This is a genomic window from Pseudomonas agarici, assembly GCF_001543125.1.
GTDB classification, from domain to species: Bacteria; Pseudomonadota; Gammaproteobacteria; order Pseudomonadales; family Pseudomonadaceae; genus Aquipseudomonas; species Aquipseudomonas agarici.
Genome location: NZ_CP014135.1, coordinates 2,624,529 through 2,645,414 on the forward strand (window position 1 = coordinate 2,624,529; position 20,886 = coordinate 2,645,414).

Annotated in this window: 18 protein-coding genes and 2 tRNA genes; 8 read left to right on the forward strand and 12 right to left on the reverse strand. The window is 57.7% G+C overall.

The genetic code is table 11. The features are described 5' to 3' along the window. Positions 1 to 140 precede the first annotated feature (140 nt). From AWM79_RS11550 to AWM79_RS11560, 3 genes are all read right to left on the reverse strand, one after another. Positions 141 to 1,421, reverse strand: a complete 1,281-nt coding sequence (locus AWM79_RS11550; RefSeq protein WP_026013064.1) for an OmpP1/FadL family transporter — start codon at positions 1,419 to 1,421, stop codon at positions 141 to 143. 144 nt (positions 1,422 to 1,565) lie between these two features. Further along, positions 1,566 to 2,048: a hypothetical protein gene (locus AWM79_RS11555; RefSeq protein ID WP_017130942.1), complete on the reverse strand. Its 483-nt coding sequence runs from the start codon at positions 2,046 to 2,048 to the stop codon at positions 1,566 to 1,568. Between the two features lie 267 nt (positions 2,049 to 2,315). Further along, positions 2,316 to 2,540: a hypothetical protein gene (locus tag AWM79_RS11560; protein ID WP_017130941.1), complete on the reverse strand. Its 225-nt coding sequence runs from the start codon at positions 2,538 to 2,540 to the stop codon at positions 2,316 to 2,318. 210 nt (positions 2,541 to 2,750) lie between these two features. Between AWM79_RS11560 and AWM79_RS24955 the strand changes: the two genes are divergently transcribed. The 3 genes from AWM79_RS24955 (at position 2,751) to AWM79_RS11570 (ending at position 5,353) form a co-directional block, all read left to right on the forward strand. After that, positions 2,751 to 3,272, forward strand: a complete 522-nt coding sequence (locus AWM79_RS24955) for a hypothetical protein (RefSeq protein WP_156430102.1) — start codon at positions 2,751 to 2,753, stop codon at positions 3,270 to 3,272. Positions 3,273 to 3,472: 200 nt separating this feature from the next. Next, positions 3,473 to 3,796 carry an SEL1-like repeat protein gene (locus AWM79_RS11565; protein WP_060782864.1) on the forward strand — a complete coding sequence of 108 codons (324 nt, stop codon included), beginning with the start codon at positions 3,473 to 3,475 and terminating at the stop codon, positions 3,794 to 3,796. Between the two features lie 192 nt (positions 3,797 to 3,988). Beyond that, positions 3,989 to 5,353: a DNA recombination protein RmuC gene (locus tag AWM79_RS11570; protein ID WP_167375458.1), complete on the forward strand. Its 1,365-nt coding sequence runs from the start codon at positions 3,989 to 3,991 to the stop codon at positions 5,351 to 5,353. An 88-nt stretch (positions 5,354 to 5,441) separates the two neighbouring features. On the opposite strand, the gene AWM79_RS11575 is transcribed toward AWM79_RS11570, so the two are convergent. Then, positions 5,442 to 8,915, reverse strand: coding sequence for a hybrid sensor histidine kinase/response regulator (locus AWM79_RS11575; protein ID WP_060782866.1), 3,474 nt, complete (start codon positions 8,913 to 8,915; stop codon positions 5,442 to 5,444). A gap of 251 nt (positions 8,916 to 9,166) precedes the next feature. Here AWM79_RS11575 and AWM79_RS11580 point away from each other — a divergent pair, with 251 nt between their 5' ends. Continuing rightward, positions 9,167 to 9,919, forward strand: coding sequence for a hypothetical protein (locus AWM79_RS11580; protein ID WP_060782867.1), 753 nt, complete (start codon positions 9,167 to 9,169; stop codon positions 9,917 to 9,919). A 19-nt stretch (positions 9,920 to 9,938) separates the two neighbouring features. Here AWM79_RS11580 and AWM79_RS11585 read toward each other — a convergent pair whose 3' ends face one another. Continuing rightward, complete coding sequence (locus AWM79_RS11585; protein ID WP_017130936.1) at positions 9,939 to 10,895, reverse strand: GlxA family transcriptional regulator; 957 nt, start codon at positions 10,893 to 10,895, stop codon at positions 9,939 to 9,941. Positions 10,896 to 11,016: 121 nt separating this feature from the next. Here AWM79_RS11585 and AWM79_RS11590 point away from each other — a divergent pair, with 121 nt between their 5' ends. Next, on the forward strand, positions 11,017 to 11,643 hold the full coding sequence (locus AWM79_RS11590; protein ID WP_017130935.1) for a cysteine hydrolase family protein: 627 nt from the start codon (positions 11,017 to 11,019) through the stop codon (positions 11,641 to 11,643). Between the two features lie 234 nt (positions 11,644 to 11,877). Continuing rightward, positions 11,878 to 13,755: an MFS transporter gene (locus AWM79_RS11595; protein WP_060782868.1), complete on the forward strand. Its 1,878-nt coding sequence runs from the start codon at positions 11,878 to 11,880 to the stop codon at positions 13,753 to 13,755. Positions 13,756 to 13,801: 46 nt separating this feature from the next. On the opposite strand, the gene sugE is transcribed toward AWM79_RS11595, so the two are convergent. Both sugE and rdgC read right to left on the reverse strand, forming a co-directional pair. Continuing rightward, on the reverse strand, positions 13,802 to 14,119 hold the full coding sequence (gene sugE, locus AWM79_RS11600) for a quaternary ammonium compound efflux SMR transporter SugE (RefSeq protein ID WP_017130933.1): 318 nt from the start codon (positions 14,117 to 14,119) through the stop codon (positions 13,802 to 13,804). A gap of 219 nt (positions 14,120 to 14,338) precedes the next feature. Further along, complete coding sequence (gene rdgC, locus AWM79_RS11605) at positions 14,339 to 15,259, reverse strand: recombination-associated protein RdgC (RefSeq protein ID WP_017130932.1); 921 nt, start codon at positions 15,257 to 15,259, stop codon at positions 14,339 to 14,341. 159 nt (positions 15,260 to 15,418) lie between these two features. Between rdgC and AWM79_RS11610 the strand changes: the two genes are divergently transcribed. Together AWM79_RS11610 and AWM79_RS11615 are read left to right on the forward strand one after the other, a co-directional pair. Beyond that, positions 15,419 to 15,494, forward strand: a tRNA-Val gene (locus AWM79_RS11610). Positions 15,495 to 15,513: 19 nt separating this feature from the next. After that, a tRNA-Asp gene (locus AWM79_RS11615) sits at positions 15,514 to 15,590 on the forward strand. Positions 15,591 to 15,688: 98 nt separating this feature from the next. Here AWM79_RS11615 and AWM79_RS11620 read toward each other — a convergent pair. From AWM79_RS11620 to AWM79_RS11640, 5 genes are all read right to left on the reverse strand, one after another. Beyond that, positions 15,689 to 16,864: an aromatic amino acid transaminase gene (locus tag AWM79_RS11620; protein WP_026013063.1), complete on the reverse strand. Its 1,176-nt coding sequence runs from the start codon at positions 16,862 to 16,864 to the stop codon at positions 15,689 to 15,691. Between the two features lie 122 nt (positions 16,865 to 16,986). After that, entirely contained in the window at positions 16,987 to 17,736 is a 750-nt protein-coding gene (locus AWM79_RS11625; protein ID WP_017130930.1) for an amino acid ABC transporter permease, read from the reverse strand. Position 17,737: 1 nt separating this feature from the next. Beyond that, positions 17,738 to 18,466, reverse strand: coding sequence for an amino acid ABC transporter permease (locus AWM79_RS11630; RefSeq protein ID WP_017130929.1), 729 nt, complete (start codon positions 18,464 to 18,466; stop codon positions 17,738 to 17,740). Positions 18,467 to 18,481: 15 nt separating this feature from the next. After that, positions 18,482 to 19,393: an amino acid ABC transporter substrate-binding protein gene (locus tag AWM79_RS11635; protein ID WP_017130928.1), complete on the reverse strand. Its 912-nt coding sequence runs from the start codon at positions 19,391 to 19,393 to the stop codon at positions 18,482 to 18,484. Positions 19,394 to 19,444: 51 nt separating this feature from the next. Further along, positions 19,445 to 20,758, reverse strand: coding sequence for an aspartate aminotransferase family protein (locus tag AWM79_RS11640; RefSeq protein ID WP_017130927.1), 1,314 nt, complete (start codon positions 20,756 to 20,758; stop codon positions 19,445 to 19,447). Positions 20,759 to 20,886 lie beyond the last annotated feature (128 nt).

The following is a 20,886-nucleotide window of genomic DNA, read 5'->3' on the forward strand; positions in this document are numbered from 1 at the left end:
CCTGTGTGGTGTTCGGTCCCGGAATGAAAGGGTGCAAAAAAGCGCTTGCGTTGAAACCTTGAGAAAACCGGCCAATAAAAAACCCCGCGAAGACGGGGTTTTTTCTGCTCAACCGATAAGTCGTTCAGGCTCGCGGTGAATCAGAATTTGTACGTGGCGCCCAGGCCGTAGCCCCATGCGCTGTTTTTGTACTTGGCGCTGTAGAGGCCACCTTTACTCGGGCTGTTGAGGTTGACGTTGACGTCTTCTTCCTTGAGGTAGGAGATGGCTGCGTCGATAGTCCAGTCAGCGGTTGGGTTGTAGCCGGCACCGAAACTGATCGCTTTGCGATCGCCCGTAGGGACGCGAACCGAGCGATCGGTATTGTTGGTGGGCGCCTGGTCCACCGAGAAGCCGCTGCGCAGCACCCATTCCTTGTTGAGCTGGTAGGAGACGCCGATAGCCGAAGCCCAGGTGTCATGCCAGTTCTGTTCTTCGGTGATCGTACCGATCGGACCGGCTGAGCCGCCGAGCAGAGGAGGGACGCCTTGGTTTTTGACGGTGATGTCTTTCAGGCGACTCCAGCGAGTCCAGGAAGTACCTGCGTAGACGGTCCATTGATCATCCAGTTTCTGGGTGATCGAGAAATCTACGACCTCTGGAGTGGTGATATCCAGAGAGGCCTTATAGCGGGAGCCATTGGCTGGGCCGAAACCGACACCGGAAATATTGGTATGGCCATCCAACTCGTATTTGACTTTGGAGTGGTAGGTCAAGCCGAGGCGCGTGCCGTCGGTAGGTTGAACCAGGATGCCGACGTTGTAGCCGATGGCGGTGTCATCACCCCTGATGTTGACCTTGCCGTCATTTCTGCCAAATGTGGGGGCAAAGGGGGTCGCTGACGTCAGTTGGCCGCTGATACGGTTGATGGTCGGACCGAAGCCGATGGACACTATATCGTTGAAGGCATAGCTGATGGTGGGTTGCAGGGTCACCACTTTCACGTCGCTCTTGTCGCCGTAGTAGCGACTGGCGGAACTGCCTTCATAATTGGTTATCAGGCCGAAAGGTGCGTAGGCGCCGAGGCCTACTGCCCAACCGTCACCCAATTGTTTGACGAAATAACCCATTGGCACGCTCGTAAACGGCACCATATCGCCGTCGCTGGTGCCGCCGGGAGGGCCACCTCTGGTGTGCTTGATATTGGTGTTGGCATCAATGGCGGCGACACCGGCAGTCACTTGATCGCTTTTAAGCAGGGACATACCCGCAGGGTTACCGAAAACAGTGCTTGCATCGTCGGCAGAAGAGGATCGCCCCGCAAAACCCGTACCCATCCCGCTGATGCTCTGTTCGTTGAGAGCAAAGCCACTCGCAAAAAGCTGGGTGGATGCCAAGGTAACGGCGAGACTGAGTGTGGTCTTGAGCATTACTTTTTTCATTATTAGAACTCCGTGGTGATCACCGAGGCGAAACTACCAACATTTTCGCTTCGGCGCTATAGGCCGTATCGCAGGAGATAGCGGGGTTTTGTAGGACAATCAGACCGGGATCGGTAGTATTTTGCCGATATTTAAGTAATACGATTAACAGGCGGCAAAATTGACCAATGAGTCACAGTTTTTCCAAGCGCGGGTGAAGTCGCGCAGACGTCCCTGTGGCTGGAATATCTGTCGCCAGATCCGCGCCATGCCGAGCAGATCGTCGGCGGCGGGAAGGCGCAATTGCTGCTCCTCGATCAGCAGCCAGGCAATGGCCGTGGCGTAACGCAGGTTCACGGTGAGTTCGAGATGGGGGCTACTTAAGAAGGCTCGTTGGCTGGCCAGGCCGCGAACCAGGCTGGCCAGTTCGGGGTCGAGAGCCAGGTAGCGGTCCCAGAGTGCCGCATGGCGGTTTTCGCCAATGCGGTACAGGCCGTGGCCGCGACGGTTGTGCAGGGCCGACCCCAGGTCCGATTGGCTGGCGGCGATACCTAGCAGCAATGCTTCTGCGGTCTGGCTGTGACGCCCCAAGTACAGCAATGTTGGGCGAATCACATAAAGGCGCAGTTCCCTCGCGGCAATACCCATAACACCCTCAAGCCATTATTGGCCGGCGAGACCTGGCGCTTGGCAGCGGTGGATCGATCAGGTCTGCCGGAAGCGGCCTAGGCCGCCTGAGTTGAAGTGTAGTGTCATATCTTTGCTGTAAAGGACTGTTTTTAAATTATTTAAAGCGTGTGGCGCAAGCTTATATATTTATTCGTGATTAGGATTTCGAACACAATTGCGAAATTTTAGGTAATAAAAAACCCTGCGATATCGACAGGGTTTTTGTATTGCAACGAGTTTCGAATTTCAGGCAACCAGTGCCTGGCGGGTGCGTTCGATCACTGCCTGCAGCGGCTCGGCGCTAGAGTACTGCTCTGGATACAGGCGTTCGCTGTGACGGGCGATGCCGTGTTCGTTGACCAGGGTAAAACTAAAGCAACCTTTGCGAGCGGCCATGATCAGGCAGTTCATGGGGGCAAAGGCAGTGGTTAGGGTGCGAATGGCATCCTGAGCATGGATTTGAGTCGACATAATTATTGGGTGTTCCTACAAATGACACGGCATTGGAACCGTGCAACGTTAAAACGTTCCAGTAACGCCGAGCCACCATTGGTCGGACGAAGAACCTGACTGGAACAAAGCAGCCAGTTTGAAGCGCTTGAAGTAAGTGGCGCTTGGGCTGGCAGGTAGGTACTTAGGAGGGCAGGCAGTCACGGCAAGGGCAAAGGTTCTGGGCCCAGGATGAAGATCCTGATCAATTTACAGGGTGGTTTAGCTCAGAATAATAATGCCTGGCAACACTCTTCGTTTTCGATTCAAAGGCCGTGTTGTGGCAAGTTCTACCTGGAAACCATCGAGGTGGTCGATCTCTTTTTTCAGTCGTTGACTCCTTTGAAGAGCATTGACTGTGAGACATGTTCGACCAGAATTGACTTTCAGCTTGGTACTAACGGGGCGGATGCTAGCGCATTGAGTCGAAAAATGAAAGGGCTTGATGAAAAAAAGCTTGACGAAAGTCTGCAGAGTGCCCGGCTGATTGGGCACGGTGTTCGTTGGAGCCGCTTACCCCGATTTTTATCGCGGGAGAGGCGACCGATTCTACCCGCTTGTGCAAAAAAGGTGCGTCGATATAACCGTCAAAGTACGACTTGTGCACATTATCCGTCCGGCTTGTCACTTCGTCACCATCTGCTGGTTCAGGCCTTCGGTTGCCTGTATCGGAAATACAAGTCAATGAAAAATATCGTATTTTTTTATTGGTGAAAAAATCGTCAGTTTGACTGAGAGCCCCATTCCATGGGGGTTTGCGGGAGTTAAAGGGGGGTTGTCCACTGAGTTATCCACAGCTTCTGTGGATTGTCCCAAGCGCTTGCTCTAGCACGGGGATATGACGTTTTTTCGAGTTTACCTGACGGGAAAAAAGAGTAGAGTGGCGCGCCCTCCGATCTACCCTACCGTCAGATATGAAATTTCGCTCAAGCCCATCATCCCTGTCTTCGTCCAATACTATTTCAACCGAACCGCAGCTTTTTTCCCTGCGTGTCGCGCTCTGGTTGCTGGACAGCCCGAGCTTGGGTCGCCACCCCAGGGTCAAGCATTTCGCCGGATGTTTGCTGAAACAGCCTGCGCGCAAGGGTGTGATGCTGGCTCAGCGCCGATTGGGGCAACTGATGTACCGTGATTGCAGCAGCGCCCGGGACCGGCGTATCGGTCGTGAATTGCTGCGTCAGGCCGCGTGTGCCGGTGACCCGATAGCACAGGCCGAATTGGGCCGGGGCGAAGACTGAGCTGTCCCTGGCGGAGTGCGTTCGCTACCCTTGATCCTTTGAGTCCGGCCTTGGCGTCGGCGACTAACCGGAGTCCTTATGGCGTTGGATCTGACCAGTCTGTTGCTGGGTGTGTTGGGGGGCGCGTTGCCGTTGCTGGCCTGTGCCTGGCAATTGCAGCGTCGTGGCAATGCGGCGCAGGCGGAACTTGCCTTGCTCAACGAGCGACTGGGCACCGCACAACTGGCCCAGGACGGTCTCAATGCCCAGCTGGATGCCTGTCGTGACGAGATCAGTGATCTGGGCCAGGCCAATGCCGCCAAACAGGCGGAGTTGGCGGCGGCGCGGCGCGAAGTCGAGTTGTTGCAGATCGAGCGCGATAATGCCCGCGATGCGGCCCATGCGTGGACTCTCGAACGCAGCCACAAAGAAGCCGAATTGCGCCGCCTGGATGCCCAGGCTGCGTCGCTGAGCGCCGAGTTGCGTGAACAGCAGGACAGTCATCAACAACGCCTGGACGACCTGCAAGGCTCGCGGGACGAGCTGCGTGCGCAGTTTGCCGAGCTGGCCGGAAAAATTTTCGACGAGCGCGAGGCACGGTTCGCTCAAAACAGCCAGGAGCGCCTTGGACAATTGCTCGACCCGCTGAGGGAGCGCATTCAGTCTTTCGAAAAGCGTGTCGAGGACAGTTATCAGGCCGAGGCCCGCGAGCGTTTCTCCCTGGGTAAGGAGTTGGAGCGCCTGCAGCAACTGAACTTGCGCCTGAGCGACGAAGCGACCAACCTGACCCGCGCGCTCAAGGGCCAGAAAACCCAAGGTAATTGGGGCGAGCTGATTCTCGAGCGAGTCCTTGAACAGGCGGGATTGGAGAAGGGGCGCGAGTATCAGACCCAGGTCAGCCTGAAGGGCGCCGATGGCGAGCGCTTTCAGCCGGATGTGCTGATCCTGTTGCCGGGCGACAAGCAGGTCGTGGTGGACTCCAAGGTTAGCCTGACCGCCTATCAGCAATACGTGGGCGCGGACGACGAGATGATAGGCCAGGCCGCGCTCAAGCAGCATGTGCTGTCGCTGCGTAATCATGTCAAAGGTCTGGCCGGCAAGGATTACAAACGTCTGGAAGGCTTGCACAGCCTTGATTTCGTGTTGCTATTCGTGCCGATCGAGGCGGCCTTCGCGGCGGCCTTGCAGGCAGAACCGAATCTGTTCCAGGAGGCCTTCGATCGTAATATCGTGATTGTCAGTCCGACTACCCTGCTCGCGACCCTGCGAGTTATCGACAGTTTGTGGAAGCAGGAGCGCCAGAGCCAGAATGCCCGGGAAATCGCCGAGCGGGCCGGCTGGCTGTACGACAAGTTCGTGTTGTTTATCCAGGACCTGGATGAAATCGGCGGTCGCCTTCAGCAACTGGACAAGGCTTACGCCGCCGCACGCAACAAGCTGACGGAGGGGCGCGGCAACCTGATCAGCCGCAGCGAGCAGTTGAGACTGCTTGGCGCTCGCGCCAGCAAGAGCTTGCCGGCGGACCTGCTGGAGCGAGCGATGACCGATGGTGATAGCGTGGCCGAGTTGCCGGAGTAGCCCCGCAGGTTTGCAGGCAGGATCAGGTGCTCGCTTTTACGACGGCTGCGCCGCCGAGCACGGACAAGCCTCACCACCCGGGGGCGGCCTAAAGCGGCAGGTGCCGACTCAGCAAGGCCCGTAGCGCCGCTGGCTTCACTGGCTTGGCCAGGTAGTCGAGTCCGGCACCGTGTATCTGGGCTACCGTCTCCGGGCGACCGTCGGCGCTGATCACCACGCCAGGCACCGGTTGAGTCAGCCGCGTGCGCAGCCAAGCCATCAATCCGGTACCGGTTTCGCCATCATCCAGATGGTAATCCACCAGCGCCAATTGCGGACACATGCCTTGTTCCAGCAGGGCGGTACACTCCTGGCGATTGCGTGCGGTCCAGACCTGGCAACCCCAGCGGCTGAGCAGGCTGTGCATGCCAGTCAGGATGCTGTCCTCGTTGTCGACGCACAGTACCTGTGCGCCGCTCAAGGCGTGCCTGCTGTGGAGGGCTGCTGTCTTGGCGTCCACCGCCGGTGCGCCGTGCGCCAGCGGCACGCTGACGCTGAAGGCACTGCCACGTCCTGGCCAGGAGCGCACTTGAAGCCGATGCCCGAGCACCCGACACAGACCGTCGGCAATCGCCAGTCCGAGCCCCAAGCCCTTTTTGGTGCGGGTCTGATGGCTGTCCAGGCGTTTGAACTCTTCAAAAATCACCTGGCGTTTGTCTTCGGGAATGCCCGGACCGCGATCCCATACCTCCAGCAGCAATTGCTCGCCGCGCCGCCGCACACCCAGCAGCACAGGCCCTTTGGCGTAGCGAAAGGCGTTGGTCAGGAAGTTCTGCAGGATCCGCCGTAGCAGCTTGATATCGCTGTCGATCAGCAGGCGAGTGCTACGGACCCGGAATTTCAGGCCCTGTTCCTGGGCCAGGGCCTTGAACTCCACGCCCAGGGTGTCGAACAGTTCGTGGAGGGCAAAAGGTGTCGAGTTCGGGGTGATCTTGCCGTTTTCCAGGCGCGAGATATCCAGCAGGTCGCTGATCAGGTCTTCGGCCGAGCGTAGCGAACTGTCCAGATGCTGCACCAGTTGCCGGGCTTCGGCAGGCAGGCTGCTGTCCTGATGGGAGAGCGCTGCGCAAAATAATCGTGCGGCGTTCAGGGGCTGCATCAGGTCGTGGCTGACCGCCGCGAGAAAGCGAGTCTTGGATTGGTTGGCCGATTCGGCGATGCCCTTGGCCTCGGTCAGCTCTCCATTGAGTTGCGACAGTTCATGGGTGCGGTCGGCGACTCGTTGCTCCAGGCCCTCGTTGGCTTCGGTCAGGGCCTGCTCGGCCTCGCGGAACGCGGTGATGTCGGTGAAGCTCATGACAAATCCCCCGCCGGGCATCGGGTTACCGATCAATTCGATCACCCGGCCGTTGGGGAACAGCCGTTCGGAGGTATGCGCCCGACCCTGGCGCATCCAGTGCAGGCGCCGGGCGACGTGAACCTCGGCTTCACCGGGGCCGCAGAGACCGCGTTCGGCGTTGTAGCGAATGATGTCGGCAATCGGTCGACCGACGCTGATCAGTCCATCGGGGTAGTTGAACAGCTCCAGGTAACGACGGTTCCAGGCCACCAGTTTCAGTGACTGATCGACCACGCTGATGCCCTGGGTAATGTTCTCGATGGCACCCTGCAACAGGGCTCGATTGAACTGCAACACCTCGGACGCTTCGTCGGCGATACGGACTACGTCCTCCAGTTGCATTTCCCGGCCTTCGATGGCGGCTTTCACCACTGCGCGGGTCGAGGACGCGCCGAGGACACCGGCCAGCAGGCGTTCGGTATGGGCGATCCAGTTGCTGTCGGCGTTCTGGTTCGGGTTGAAGCCCTTGCCCTGGCGATAGGCGAAACGGATAAAGCTCTGGCGTGCACGTTCTTCGCCGACAAATCGCGCGGCTAGGGTCAGCAGGTCTTCGATCTGTACGGCTAGCATCGAGCGGGCGCTGGGACGGACGTTGATTTCCTGACCGATGAAGCGCCCGGCCTGCCAGTGTTCCGAAACGCGGGTCCGCGACAGCACCGAGATCCAGGCGAACAGGATGAAGTTGCCGGCCAACGACAGCACCACGCCCTGGGTGAGGGGCGTGATGGGCAGGTTCAATGGGTTGCCGCGTAGCCAGGCCAGGCCAGGAAAGCTGCTCAGTGACCAACCCAGGCTGTGGGCGGCGATCGGTAGGACCAGGGTGTAGAACCAAAGGAAGGTTCCTGCGGCGATCCCAGCGAATACGCCGCGGCGGTTGGCCTGTTTCCAGTACAACGCCCCGAGCATCGCCGGGGCCAACTGGGTCACGGCAGCAAAGGCAATCTGGCCGATGGTCGCCAGGCTGGCGGTGGAGCCGAGCAGGCGATAGCTGACATAGGCCAGCAGCAGGATCACTACGATGCTGATGCGGCGTACCGACAGCATCCAGTGACGGAACACTTCGAACGGCCGCTCGGAATTGTTTCGGCGTAGCAGCCAGGGTAGCAGCATGTCGTTGGAAACCATGGTCGACAAGGCCACGCTGGCGACGATCACCATCCCGGTCGCCGCTGAGGCACCGCCGATAAAGGCCAGCATCGCCAGTGCCGGGTGCGCATGGGCCAGTGGCAGGCTGATCACATAAGAGTCGCGCAGCAGCTCGGCCGGCAGTAGCATCCGTCCGGCGAGGGCAATCGGTACCACGAACAACACGGCAAGGATCAGGTAGGCGGGGAAGACCCACTTGGCCAGCCGCAGATCCTGGGGCTCGATGTTTTCCACCACGGTGACGTGGAACTGGCGTGGCAGGCAGATGATCGCCATCATCGCGACGCCGGTCTGCACCAGCATGGAAGGCCAGTTGACCGTTTCCTGCCAGTACTCGGCCAGCAGCGCCGAAGTCCTGGCCTGGTCGAACAAGTCGTCGAAACCGTCATAGAGGCCGTAGGTGACGAAGGCGCCGACCGCGAGAAAGGCCAACAGCTTGACCAGGGACTCGAAGGCAATCGCCAGCACCATGCCGCGGTGGTGCTCGGTGGCATCGAGGTTGCGGGTACCGAAGACAATGGTGAACAGCGCCAGCACCAGGGAGACGATCAGCGCCGTGTCCTGGGCCCGCACGCCCATGGCGTCCGCTCCAGCGCCGATCAGCAGGTTGACCCCGAGCACGATACCTTTGAGCTGCAAGGCGATGTAGGGCAGTACGCCGACCAGGCAGATCAACGCCACCACCACTGCCAGGGATTGTGACTTGCCGTAGCGGGCGGCGATAAAGTCAGCGATCGAGGTGATGTTTTCCTGTTTGCTGATCAGCACCATCTTCTGCAGGACCCAGGGTGCGAACACCAGCAACAGTACCGGACCCAGGTAGATCGGCAGGAACGACCAGAGCTGGTCGGCGGCCTGACCGACCGCGCCGAAGAACGTCCAACTGGTGCAATAAACCGCCAACGACAGGCTGTAGACCCAGGCGCGCACCCGTGGCGGCAGGGGGGTACTGCGGCGGTCGCCGTAGAAAGCGATAGCGAACATGATGGCCATATAGGCCAGGGCGACGACGGCAATCAGTCCGCTGGACAGCGACATGGAAACTCCAGACAAAAGATATCCCGAAGGCAGTCCGACCCCGGCGCTACAGTCTCGCACGACGGTCGAGTGGCGTGTAGGCGTGGCATTGATTCCTGGAGCTTTTAGGTCTCCCAAGGGGCTCGCGGGCAATGGAACGTTGAAGCAATCGGGCAGGCAATGTGCCTGTCGGCGAGCGCTAATTGAAAGCTGGGCGGCGAGGGGGCGGTCAGTCTGGTACCGATCCCATAGCTGATTTTTCTAGGTCGATCATGCCCGTCTACACATCCCCGGCATCCCCTCTGAACGCTGATTACCTCGTAAGCCAACTCCGTGGCGCGGACCTGACTCTGACCTTCGCCCTGGTCCTGGAGATCGCCGTACAACCCTTGTCGCGCCAGGCCGACCTGCTGTTGAGCCCCGATGTCCTGTTCGGTATTCATCGGCAACTGCGGCATGTCCTACCCTCGGACTCGATGCGCCCCCAGGGCGCGGCGCCCTTGGCCTTTGCGTTCTACTCCCTCAAGGAAGCGCTGTTGCGCGAGCGCGATGCCCGGCGACGGGTTATGCATGCCCATGAGGTCATCGACAGGTTGCTGGTGAGCAAAGGCTGGCGTTGTATTGGTCGGCGAATCGCCGTCCTGCACGGCCTGGACGCCATGGACATGGTGGTCCAAGGTTTTATCGCACTGGTGGAGGTCTGTGCGTCGATCCTCAGGGATCGGGCTTTTTTCATGAGCCGCCTGGGCATTGGCGCTGGCTGGTTCGGCGGGGAGACCGGCGTCGCCGCCAAGCTGGGGCGGGCCGGCTTCTACGGTTCCGGCGGGCATATCAGCAGGGCGCGTTTTGCGATCTTGCGCAATGACCTGCTTCGTGGCGACGAAATCAAGCGACCGGCACCGGGTATGGAGCCGGCGCTGGATGCCGGTTGGCTGCGCAAGGAGTTTCAGTTGGATGCTCGTCGTGAGGCGCCCGAACCCGAGGTTCGCCCCGTGTTCAATGACCTACGTCTATCTACCGAGTGATTCGCTGGCAAGGGGCCGCTCAGCGCCCGATAAATTGGGCCCGGTAAGCCGATGGGGAAATCTGCAGCGAAGCGTTGAAATGTTGCCGCAATGACAGCGCTGTGCCGAATCCGGCCTCCAGGGCGATGGCCTCTATGCTGTGCGGGCTGCTTTCCAGCAGGCGCTGGGCATGGCTCAGGCGTTGTCCCAACAGCCAGTGGCCGACGGTGGTGCCGGTCAGTTGCCGGAAGTGTCGGGTAAATGATCGGCGACTCATCGCCGCCCGGTCGGCCAATTCATCAAGGCAATGGCTGCGGGTGAAGTTCTGCCCGAGCCATTGTAACAGTTGCCCCATGCGGTCGTGCTCGCCCGCCACGGGGATCGGCCGCTCGATGAACTGTGCCTGGCCACCCGAACGGTGGGGCGCGACTACCAGTTGCCGGGCGACCTTGTGCGTGACCTCGGCGCCGCACAGTTGTTGCATCAAGTACAGGCAGCAATCCAGGCTGGCGGCGGTACCGGCGGAGGTCAGCAAGTGGTCGGATTCTGCGTACAGCACAGCGGCATCCAGCAGCACTAGCGGGTATCGACGAGAGAAGGCCGCTGCCCAGTTCCAGTGAGTGGTGGCCTTGCGTCCGTCCAGCAATCCGGCCTCGGCCAGCACAAAGGCGCCCAGGCACAGACCGACGATCCGCGTACCTTTGTCGTGCGCCCGGCGCAAGGCTTCAAGCAATGGCTCGGGCGGTCGCTCTTCAGGATCTCGCCAGGACGGCATGATGATCACGTCGGCCTGGGCGAGGATCTCCAGTCCATGGTGGAGCTGAATATCGAAACCGGCGCAGGTGCCGAACGGGCCGGATTCGAATCCACAGACCTTCAGAGAAAAGCGCGGGGTATCGATACCTTCGCGTTGCTCTGCGAACACCAGCGCCGGCACGGACAGATGAAATGGACTGATGCCGTTGAAAGCGATCACGGCGATATGGATCGTGTTCATCAAGGTGCGCTCTGCCGCTGGATTTGGCCCGATCTTATCGAATATTGTCTTACGGGCCACTTATGGATAGATGAGGGGTGGGCAATGATGGGCGCCAACCTGTTTACCAAGGAGTTGAACCATGTCCCACGCTCCCCGTCGTGCGCTGATCGTGATCGATGTGCAGAACGAATATGTCAGCGGCAACCTGCTGATCGAATACCCGCCAATCGATGCATCACTGGCCAATATCGGCAAGGCCATCGATACGGCGAATGCCGTGGGTATTCCGGTGGTGGTCGTACAAAACGACAGTCCCATCGACTCGCCGCTGTTTGCCATCGGCTCGTCGGGATGGGCGCTGCATCCGGTCGTGGGCTCGCGTGCCCACGATCATCTGATCCACAAGACACTGCCCTCTGCCTTTGCCGATACCGACCTTGGCCAATGGTTGGCGGCGCGCAATATCGACACTCTGAGCGTGGTGGGCTACATGACCCACAATTGCGATGCCTCGACGATCTTCGAAGCCACCCACCGTGGCCTGGCGGTCGAGTTCCTCAGTGATGCCAGCGGCTCGCTGCCCTATGCCAACGCAGCGGGGCAAGCCAGCGCGGAGGAGATCCATCGGGTTTTCAGCGTGGTGTTCCACACGCGTTTTGCCGCCGTGGTCAGCACGGCGCAATGGCAGTGCGCCGTGAATGACGGGGTGGCGTTGTCTCGGTCTTCGATCCCGGCTTCCAATCAACAGGCGCTGCATCGCTCATGACCAGCCTGCGCCGCGGCTTTACCGGTGCCGCCTCTGGGCGGTGCTGAATATCGCCGGGAAGGTGTCGAGTCGGTATCCGTATGTGCCAGGCACCTGTAACGGCGAGCGCTTTGTTTTACCCTGTCTTACAGCAATGATGAAATAGAGCTTCAGGATTAGGTAAGGTTGTGGCCTGGAGCGGTGATCCGCATTCCAATAAGAAGCCACTTTCGGCGCCACTCAGGACCATGGAAGATGAGTCACCCCTCACAGTTCGGCCTACTGCGTACACGGCGCTTCCTGCCGTTCTTCGTGACCCAGGCGCTCGGCGCGTTCAACGACAATATCTTCAAACAGTCGTTGATCCTCGCCATCCTCTACAAGTTGAGCATCGATGGTGATCGCGGTATCTGGGTCAATCTCTGTGCTCTGCTGTTTATCCTGCCGTTCTTCCTGTTTTCGGCCCTGGCCGGGCAGTTTGGCGAGAAGTTCGCCAAGGATGCGCTGATCCGGCTGATCAAGCTTGGGGAAGTTGTCATCATGGCGGTCGGGGCCGTGGGCTTTCTGTTCGATCACTTGTCCCTGATGCTGGTGGCACTGTTCGCCATGGGCACCCATTCGGCGCTGTTCGGACCGGTGAAATATTCAATCTTGCCCCAGGCGCTACGTGAAGAAGAGTTGGTGGGCGGCAATGGCCTGGTGGAGATGGGTACCTTCCTGGCGATCCTGGCCGGGACTATCGGTGCCGGGATAATGATGTCGTCCGGCCATTACGCGCCGGTAGTCTCCGTGACCATCGTCGGCGTGGCGGTCCTTGGCTATCTTGCCAGTCATGGCATTCCCCGTGCGGCGGCGTCCAGCCCACGACTGCGGCTGAACTGGAATATCTTCAGCCAGTCCTGGGCCACCTTGCGCCTGGGGTTGGGGCAGACACCGGCGGTCTCGCGCTCGATTGTCGGCAACTCCTGGTTCTGGTTTGTCGGGGCGATCTACCTGACGCAAATTCCGGCCTACGCCAAGGCGTGGTTGTACGGCGATGAAACCGTAGTCACACTGATTCTCACGGTATTCTCGGTGGGCATTGCGGTCGGCTCGATGCTCTGCGAGCGCCTGTCCGGGCGCAAGGTGGAAATTGGCCTGGTGCCATTTGGCTCCTTCGGTCTGACCCTGTTCGGCCTGCTGTTGTGGTGGCATTCAGGCAACTTACCGCAGAACGTCCAGGCCAATGATTGGCTGAATGTGCTGGGCCACCACCCAGCGTGGTGGGTGTTGCTCGATATCCTTGGGCTGGGAGTCTTCGGCGGTTTCTATATCGTGCCGCTGTATGCCTTGATCCAGTCACGCACCGCTGAGAATGAGCGGGCTCGGGTGATTGCCGCGAACAACATTCTCAATGCATTGTTCATGGTGGTTTCGGCAATCGTCTCGATCCTCTTGTTGAGTGTGGCGAAGCTATCGATTCCGGAGTTGTTCCTCGTCGTGTCGCTGATGAACGTCGCGGTCAACGCCTACATCTTCAAAATCGTCCCCGAGTTCAGCATGCGTTTCATGATCTGGCTGCTCAGCCATTCCATGTACCGAGTCGAGCATAAGAACCTCGAGTCGATCCCCGATGAGGGGGCGGCGTTGTTGGTATGTAACCACGTGTCGTTCGTCGATGCACTGTTGATCGGTGGCGCGGTGCGCCGGCCCATTCGCTTCGTGATGTACTACAAGATCTACCAGCTACCGGTGCTCAACTTCATCTTCCGTACCGCCGGCGCCATTCCGATTGCCGCACGCGGCGAAGACCTGGAGATCTACGAGCGTGCGTTCAAGAAGATCGCCCAATACCTGAAGAACGGCGAGCTGGTGTGCATTTTTCCCGAGGGCAAGCTGACCGGCGATGGCGAGATCAACGAGTTCAAGGGCGGCGTGACCCGCGTGCTGGAAGAAACCCCGGTGCCGGTGATTCCACTGGCGCTGCAAGGCCTGTGGGGCAGTTTCTTCAGTCGGGACCCGCGTAAGGGCCTGTTCCGTCGCTTCTGGTCACGGGTGACACTGGTGGCTGGAGCGGCGGTGGCGGCTGAGGTGGCGGTGCCGGCGCAATTGCGCGAGCAGGTGTTGCAGTTGCGCGGAATGACCCATCGATAGAGAGAACCTAATCCCGCTGGAGTCGACCAGCGGGAGTGGCAAGGGTTCAGGCCGTCGAGACCTTCAGGCCGATCAGCCCGGCAATGATCAAGGCCACACTGAGCAGCCGCAATAGGGCCATGGACTCGCCAAACAGGAGGATGCCGGCGATCACCGTGCCCACTGCACCGACACCCGTCCAGATCGCGTAGGCAGTGCCCAACGGCAATTCCTTCATGGCCAGGCCCAGCAGGCCGAGGCTGATGGCCATGGCTGCAACGGTAAGGGCGGTGGGCAGTGGACGGCTGAATCCATCGGTGTATTTCAGGCCGACGGCCCAGCCGACTTCAAACAAACCAGCGAAAAATAGAATGACCCAGGACATGATGACCTTTATCGATTGATGGGGTCGTCCCCGGATTGACAACTTGATCGAGCCGCAGGGTCGTCCCCACGTTGCGCATTATAGTGCCCATTATCGATCTAAGGATCAAATCAAGTTGCCATTCAGTCAGTTTGTGCGGTCGATTCGCGCATGGGGTTTCCTTGCTCTGGACGATGTTGAGCGGCCCCGCCACAAGACCGCGTCCAGCTGCAAATGGTCTCAGATACCCTGCGGCATTTCCTCGCCACCCAAGGCCTCGAACAGTTCCGGCAGGAACTCGCCGAAGGTCAGCATCATCAGGGTGAAACTGGCATCCAATTGGCCCAGGGCTTCTTCGCCACCGTCCTGTTCAGCCTGGTCCTGGAGCAGGTCTTCAAACTTCAGGCGCTTGACCACCATCTTGTCATCGAGCACGAAGGACAACTTGTCCTGCCAGGCCAATGCCAGTTGGGTGACCATCTTACCGGTGCTCAGGTGCAGTTGGATTTCCTCGCCAGTCAGGTCCTGGCGCTTGCAACGGACGATGCCACCATCTTCCTGGGTGTCACGCAGTTCGCACTCGTCGAGAACGAAGAAGTGCTCGGCGGCTTTCAGGGTCTTGACCCAGTCGGTCATCACGGCGGTCGGCGCGGTCTTCACGGTCAGCGGGCGGACTGGCAGAGTGCCGAGTACCTCACGCAGTGTCGACAGCAGGTCCTCGGCGCGTTTCGGGCTGGCCGAGTTGACCAGGATCAGGCCCTGTTTCGGCGCGATCGCGGCAAAGGTCGCCGAGCGACGGATAAAGGCACGGGGCAGGAACGCCTGGATGATTTCATCCTTCAGTTGATCGCGTTCCTTCTTGTAGACCTTGCGCATTTGCTCGGCTTCGATCTCCTCGACCTTTTCCTTCAGTGCATCACGCACCACGCTACCGGGTAGGATGCGCTCTTCCTTGCGCGCCGCGACCAGCAGAAAGTCACCACTGACGTGAACCAGCGGAGCCTCTTCACCTTTGCCAAACGGAGCGACGAAGCCATAGGTGGTCAACTCCTGGCTTGCACAGGGGCGGGCCGGTTTGCTCGCCAGTGCGGTTTCCAGCGCCTCGGCATCAAAAGGCAGATCTTGGGTCAGGCGATAGATAAGCAGGTTTTTGAACCACATGGGGTGAATCTCTCCTTTAACAAAGGAGGGCATTATTCTCTTCATGGCCCGATAGGCCAACCCTCTGCTAAGTCTTTGGAAGGCCTGAGAAAAATATTAAAAAAAGTGCTTGCCAGAGTATAGAGCGCTCCGTAGAATGCGCGCCACACCGAAAGCGAAGGGTGATTAGCTCAGCCGGGAGAGCATCTGCCTTACAAGCAGAGGGTCGGCGGTTCGATCCCGTCATCACCCACCATTCGTTGTCAGTGTTACGCGCAGCGGTAGTTCAGTCGGTTAGAATACCGGCCTGTCACGCCGGGGGTCGCGGGTTCGAGTCCCGTCCGCTGCGCCATATTTGCTTCCACTAAGGCCCACTGAACGCCTGGAAGCCACGGAAATAGCGGCCTTGAGCCGCTTTTTTCGTTTCTGAACTCCCTCGGAATCTATCTCTTATAGCGAGTGGAGCGCTGAAACAAATGGATCGATGGTTTCTATCTGCAATCCAGCGACATTGATCCTGCCCGAATAGGGCACGTAGATGCCGAAGTCACGCCTCAACTTCAACACTTGATCGTAATCAATCGAGAGCAGAGAGAAGGTTCCATTCTGGGCCTTCACATGGGAGAGCTGGATTGCTCCGGCGTTTTCATAACTGGCAAGGCGGTTCCTTATCTCACGTATATGATTCGCCGCCTCGGTGAGCTCTGAGTGCCACTGGGCTTTCAACGAAGGGCTGGCCAGGATGGTCGCGACTATTTCCGCTCCATGGTCGGGTGGGTTGGAGTAGGTCGCCCTCGCCACGCTGCGAAGTTGGGTATCGACCGCTCGTTTGCAGGAGGCATTTGGCGACAGTGCAAACAATACTCCCGTCCTCTCCCGATACAAACCGAAGTTCTTGGAGAACGACACCGCAACCAGTGCTTCCGGGAAGGTATTCACTAGCAGACGAAGTCCCCAGGCGTCCTCTTTGAAGCTTTTGCCCATTCCGAGATAGGCACTGTCGATAAAAGGGATTACCCCATATTGCAGCATCAGATGCGCCAGTATTTTCCATTGGTCGTGATCAAGATCGGCGCCGGTCGGGTTATGACAGCAGGCATGCATGAGAAATAAATCACCGGGCTGGCTGCGTTTCACCGCGCTCATCAGGTTGTCGAACATCACCTGGTGGCTGGCCGGGTTGTAGTAATCGTAGGTGAGCACTTCAAGGCCGGCATTTTCAAATATGGCTACATGGTTTGGCCATGTCAGGGTGCCCACCCAGATTCGCTGATGACTGCGAGCTTTGCGGCTAAGCGCGGCCCCCAGTTGAAGTCCGCCTGTACCGCCAATCGATTGGCATGCGCTGATCCGGTTGTTCAAACTACCCGGATCAGAAAAAACCAGCTCCTCTGCAGACTCCAGAAAACGTAAGTTACCTTCCGAACTGTAATAGCTCTTAGACTGTTGGGTTTCAAGAATTACCGATTCGGCCTGCTTTACCGACGGCATGATAGGCGTGGCCCCGGTTGGGTCTTTATATACCCCGACGCCAAGGTCCATTTTGCTTGGCCTGGTATCGGATTGAAATAATTCGATCAAGCCGAGAAGTGGATCGGCTGGAAGTACTTCGAGTCGCTCTAGCACAGCAACACACCTCGATAATGCGATTGTATGGGGGAAAGGCCGAATATCTGTCAGGCGCTAATGGTGTTTACCAGTGCCGGGCTGGAGTGCTATCTCTTTACGTCCGGCCATTGCATTCATGCTCATAGCCCATTAGTGTCCAAAGAGGAAAAACGAAAATTTACCGCACGTTTAATCCAATTGCCTTTGGGGCTATTGTTTTTATCTTTAAGGAATTCTGCGAGTTCGGAGCCCGCCACGCATAGCAGCAAATAACCCAGTGCGACGGTTGTGTACATTTCAATCAGTGTTCCATCCCGTTGTGCGGTTTTTGATGCCGCGCCGAGAAAGTCGGTCAGCGACAGTACATAGACCAGGGATGTATCTTGGAATAAAATAATAGTTTGAGTGACCACGATTGGTGCGGTTGCTCGCAGCACTTGAGGAATAATGATTTTACTATAAGTGCTGAATGTCGAAATGCCCAGGGCCTGGGCAGCCTCATACTGCCCGACACTGATGGAGCGCAAGCCGGAGCGTATGATCTCGGCATAGAATGCTGCTTCGAACATGGTAAATGTTATGAATGCCGTGGCCCTTGCACCAACGGGTATTGGCTGCCCGCCTATGGTAAAGTGACCAATAGCCAACGGCACCAGGAAGAAAAACCAGAATAGTACCAGTATCAGCGGTACTGACCTCATGAGCACGATATACAGTTTGGCAATTTGGCTAAGTATTGGAATATTCAGTTGCCTGACTACGGCTAGAAGTATTCCGAAGGCCATTCCCCCCACAAGAGCTACGAGAGTGAGTTCGAGAGAAAATACCAGACCTTGCCACAGCAAGGGCACAGCCTCCAGGACCGCTGTTGTATCGAAGCTGCCTAACATTTCAATGACCTCTCGTTGGTCGGAGGTTCAGGCCTGGCACGCTGTAGCGCTTCTCCAGAAGCATTGCCATAAAATGAACGATCAAGGCCAACAGCAAATACAGTACGGTGGCGCAGGTAAATGCGGTGAATGTCTGGAACGTGAATTCATTCATTTGCTGGGCACGGGAAGTGATCTCCAATATTCCGATGGTCAGGGCTACCGAGGTGTTCTTTAATAGCCCCAACATTTCACTGGTCAGAGTGGGTAGCGTTATCCTTAATGCTTGAGGCAGCAGGATATGAACATACATGGCCCGGACAGATAACCCCAACGCGCTGCAGGCACCACGCTGACCAGGGCTCAGGGCTTCGACACCTGCTCGCACTTGCTCGGCCACCCGCGCCGAGGTGTAAAGCCCCAACCCCGCGATTGCGCAAATAACGCCGATCCATGGCGGCGGTAGCTGTTTCAGGGCGTCGCCATAGGCAATCGGGAGCAGTTCCGGGACGATGAAATACCAGAGAAAAACCTGGACGAGCAGAGGGATGTTGCGAAAAATCTGCACGTACAGTTTTCCCGTCAAGCGTATAGCTCGCCAAGGCGCGGTGCGCATGGCACCTATGACGATCCCGACAGGGAAGGCGATTATAGAGGCCAGTATCCATAATAGAAGCGTCCAGCTTAATCCCGATAGCATCCACATCAGATAGGTACTGCCATCTGGGGTAGGTGCAAATAGAATGTCCACTTGTCACCTCCAGGATCAGTTTGTTACGTAGTCTTTGGGGTCGGCGATTACCCCTTTGAGAGCCTCGCTCAGTGGTAATTCAAGATTGTTGTCTCGGGGTGGTATGGGTTGTTCGAACCATTTTTTATAGAGCGCGGCAAACTCTCCGGAGGCCATTTTTTGTTTGATGACATTGTCAATCAATTGCTTGAACTCGCCATCGTCCTTGCGCAGCATCAATCCGTAATATTGCGGTGTTGCATATTCATTGGCGAAGTAGGTGAACTTCACCCCCTTACCCAGGTTTGCCACCAGCCCCGCTTGGAGTATGTTGTCCTCAAAGAATGCAGCCACCCGGCCACTGCGCAACATCAACAGTGATTCCGCCTGATCTTTAGCGTTGACTATGGTCATTCCAAGATTTGCATCTTGGTTGAGTTTCATTCCCGAGGCGAGGCTAAGCGAGCCTTGAGTGATAACTACCGTTTTGCCTTTAAGTTGCTGGGTATTGGTTATCCCGGAAGACTCAAGGGCCAACCAGGTAGTCTCTCCGACAAAAGTCGGAATAGAGAACGCTACCTGCTTTTGGCGATCCAGCGTATTGGTCGTGCTACCGCATTCCAGATCGATGGTGCCATTTTGCAGGAGCGGTATTCTGTTTGCCGGATTGACCGGGATGTATCTTATCTGAAAGTTTGGTAGATCAAGCTGCGACTTGACCTTTTCGGCAACTGCAGTGCAAAGGTCAATCGCCAATCCCACGGGTTTCGCATCGCCTCCCAGATACGAAAAGGGAACTGAAGACTCTCTATAGCCCAGAGTCAGCTTGCCGTCGTTTTTTATTTTTTCCAAGGTCAGACTTTCAGCCTGGGCTTGTGATACCAGACCTAGAAGGGTGAAACCCGTTACAATGGCGATTACTTTTGTACATAGCTGCACGCGCTTCATACCCACCACTCCTTCATCGTTTTTATTAATATTGTATTTTTATCTACTGCTTTATCGCTTGGCGATTTCATCAAGGCTTTCGCGCAAGGCTCGCTCGAGAATTTCAATAGCGCGATCACATTCGCTGTAGCTTACTGTCAGCGGCGGCGCAATGCGCCATACCGATCCTCGTTCAGGGCGGCGGCGAATGTTCATGCTCAAGCCATATTGGAAGCATTTCTGGGTCGTCAGGGCCCCCAACTCGTGGGCGGCTTTGCGCGACTCACGGTCTGTGACAAGTTCGATCCCCAGCAGCAGGCCAAGGCCCCGGACGTCGCCAATGACTTCATAGCGCTCCTGGAGTTCGTTGAATTGCCCGCGCAGGTAGTCACCCATGACGTTGGCTTGGGCGACCATGTTTTCCCGGGTGATGACATCCAGGACTGCGAGGCCTACTTCCGCCGTCAGCGGGTCGGATACATGGCTGGTATAGAAGGTAAAGTGCTTGTCGAACAGCGCGTCTTCGATTTTTGCCGTGGTCGCAACAGCCGCCAGGGGAAGACCGCCGCCGAGGGTTTTCGACATGGTCATGATGTCCGGCACGATGCCGAAGTATTGCGAACCGGTTTTGGTGCCAATCCGGCCAAATGCGGTTTGAGCTTCGTCAAAAATGAGCAACATGCCTCGGTCGTCGGCGGCTTTTCGCAACGCTTGCATGAACGACTTGGGCGGAACCAATACGCCGCCGGCGCTGATCACCGGTTCTACAACAATGGCGGCGCCACGACCGGCGGATTGCATATCGAACATGCGCAGAGCGACATCGAGGTTGGCCAATGCACTTTCTTCGGCGCTCATGCCCGCCAGATAAGGCCGGTAGGAGTTCGGCTCGGGGATCACGAATACGCCAGGAGGGGGGACGCCGTAGCCTTTACGATCACTGGCCATCGACACGGTGCTTGCGCCACCGGTGATGCCGTGCCACGAGCCACCGAGGGCCAATACTTCGTAGCCATCGGTGTACATTTTGGCCATGCGCAGTGCAACTTCCGTTGCTTCCGAGCCGGTATTAACAAAGATAGAGCGTTTGATATCGCCGGGCAGCCAGTCTCGGGCAAGTGTTTGAGCCAGTTCGGCAACAACTTCGGGGATCATGCCGCTGAACATGTGGAAGGCTTTCTTTCCAGCGCGATTGACCGCTTCGACAATGGCAGGGTGGTTATGGCCGATGGTGGCGCACATTTGCCCGGAGGTGAAGTCGAGATACTCACGACCTTTACTGTCGGTAACAATGGTGCCTTTAGCTGAATGGAAAAGCTCCGGGAAAGCATCGCCACCGTAACGAACCATGAACTCTTTGGACGCCTGCAATAGATCGTTTTGCATCTTGAACCCCAACTCGTATATGAATGTGCGCGGATCTACAGGTGTTCACGAGCCGGACCGGCATTGTCAATTGGCTCGCAGTTTGCTTCCTGTTCACTGGATCTTACGAACGTGGGTCATTGCCATGC

What these genes read in the sequence shown, in the direction of transcription:
- AWM79_RS11550 (WP_026013064.1), bottom strand. Translation starts at nt 1,421, where the DNA reads ATGAAAAAAGTAATGCTCAAGACCACACTCAGTCTCGCCGTTACCTTG.
- AWM79_RS11555 (WP_017130942.1), bottom strand. Translation starts at nt 2,048, where the DNA reads ATGGGTATTGCCGCGAGGGAACTGCGCCTTTATGTGATTCGCCCAACA.
- AWM79_RS11560 (WP_017130941.1), bottom strand. Translation starts at nt 2,540, where the DNA reads ATGTCGACTCAAATCCATGCTCAGGATGCCATTCGCACCCTAACCACT.
- AWM79_RS24955 (WP_156430102.1), top strand. Translation starts at nt 2,751, where the DNA reads ATGAAGATCCTGATCAATTTACAGGGTGGTTTAGCTCAGAATAATAAT.
- AWM79_RS11565 (WP_060782864.1), top strand. Translation starts at nt 3,473, where the DNA reads ATGAAATTTCGCTCAAGCCCATCATCCCTGTCTTCGTCCAATACTATT.
- AWM79_RS11575 (WP_060782866.1), bottom strand. Translation starts at nt 8,915, where the DNA reads ATGTCGCTGTCCAGCGGACTGATTGCCGTCGTCGCCCTGGCCTATATG.
- AWM79_RS11580 (WP_060782867.1), top strand. Translation starts at nt 9,167, where the DNA reads ATGCCCGTCTACACATCCCCGGCATCCCCTCTGAACGCTGATTACCTC.
- AWM79_RS11585 (WP_017130936.1), bottom strand. Translation starts at nt 10,895, where the DNA reads ATGAACACGATCCATATCGCCGTGATCGCTTTCAACGGCATCAGTCCA.
- AWM79_RS11590 (WP_017130935.1), top strand. Translation starts at nt 11,017, where the DNA reads ATGTCCCACGCTCCCCGTCGTGCGCTGATCGTGATCGATGTGCAGAAC.
- AWM79_RS11595 (WP_060782868.1), top strand. Translation starts at nt 11,878, where the DNA reads ATGAGTCACCCCTCACAGTTCGGCCTACTGCGTACACGGCGCTTCCTG.
- sugE (WP_017130933.1), bottom strand. Translation starts at nt 14,119, where the DNA reads ATGTCCTGGGTCATTCTATTTTTCGCTGGTTTGTTTGAAGTCGGCTGG.
- rdgC (WP_017130932.1), bottom strand. Translation starts at nt 15,259, where the DNA reads ATGTGGTTCAAAAACCTGCTTATCTATCGCCTGACCCAAGATCTGCCT.
- AWM79_RS11625 (WP_017130930.1), bottom strand. Translation starts at nt 17,736, where the DNA reads ATGTTAGGCAGCTTCGATACAACAGCGGTCCTGGAGGCTGTGCCCTTG.
- AWM79_RS11635 (WP_017130928.1), bottom strand. Translation starts at nt 19,393, where the DNA reads ATGAAGCGCGTGCAGCTATGTACAAAAGTAATCGCCATTGTAACGGGT.
- AWM79_RS11640 (WP_017130927.1), bottom strand. Translation starts at nt 20,758, where the DNA reads ATGCAAAACGATCTATTGCAGGCGTCCAAAGAGTTCATGGTTCGTTAC.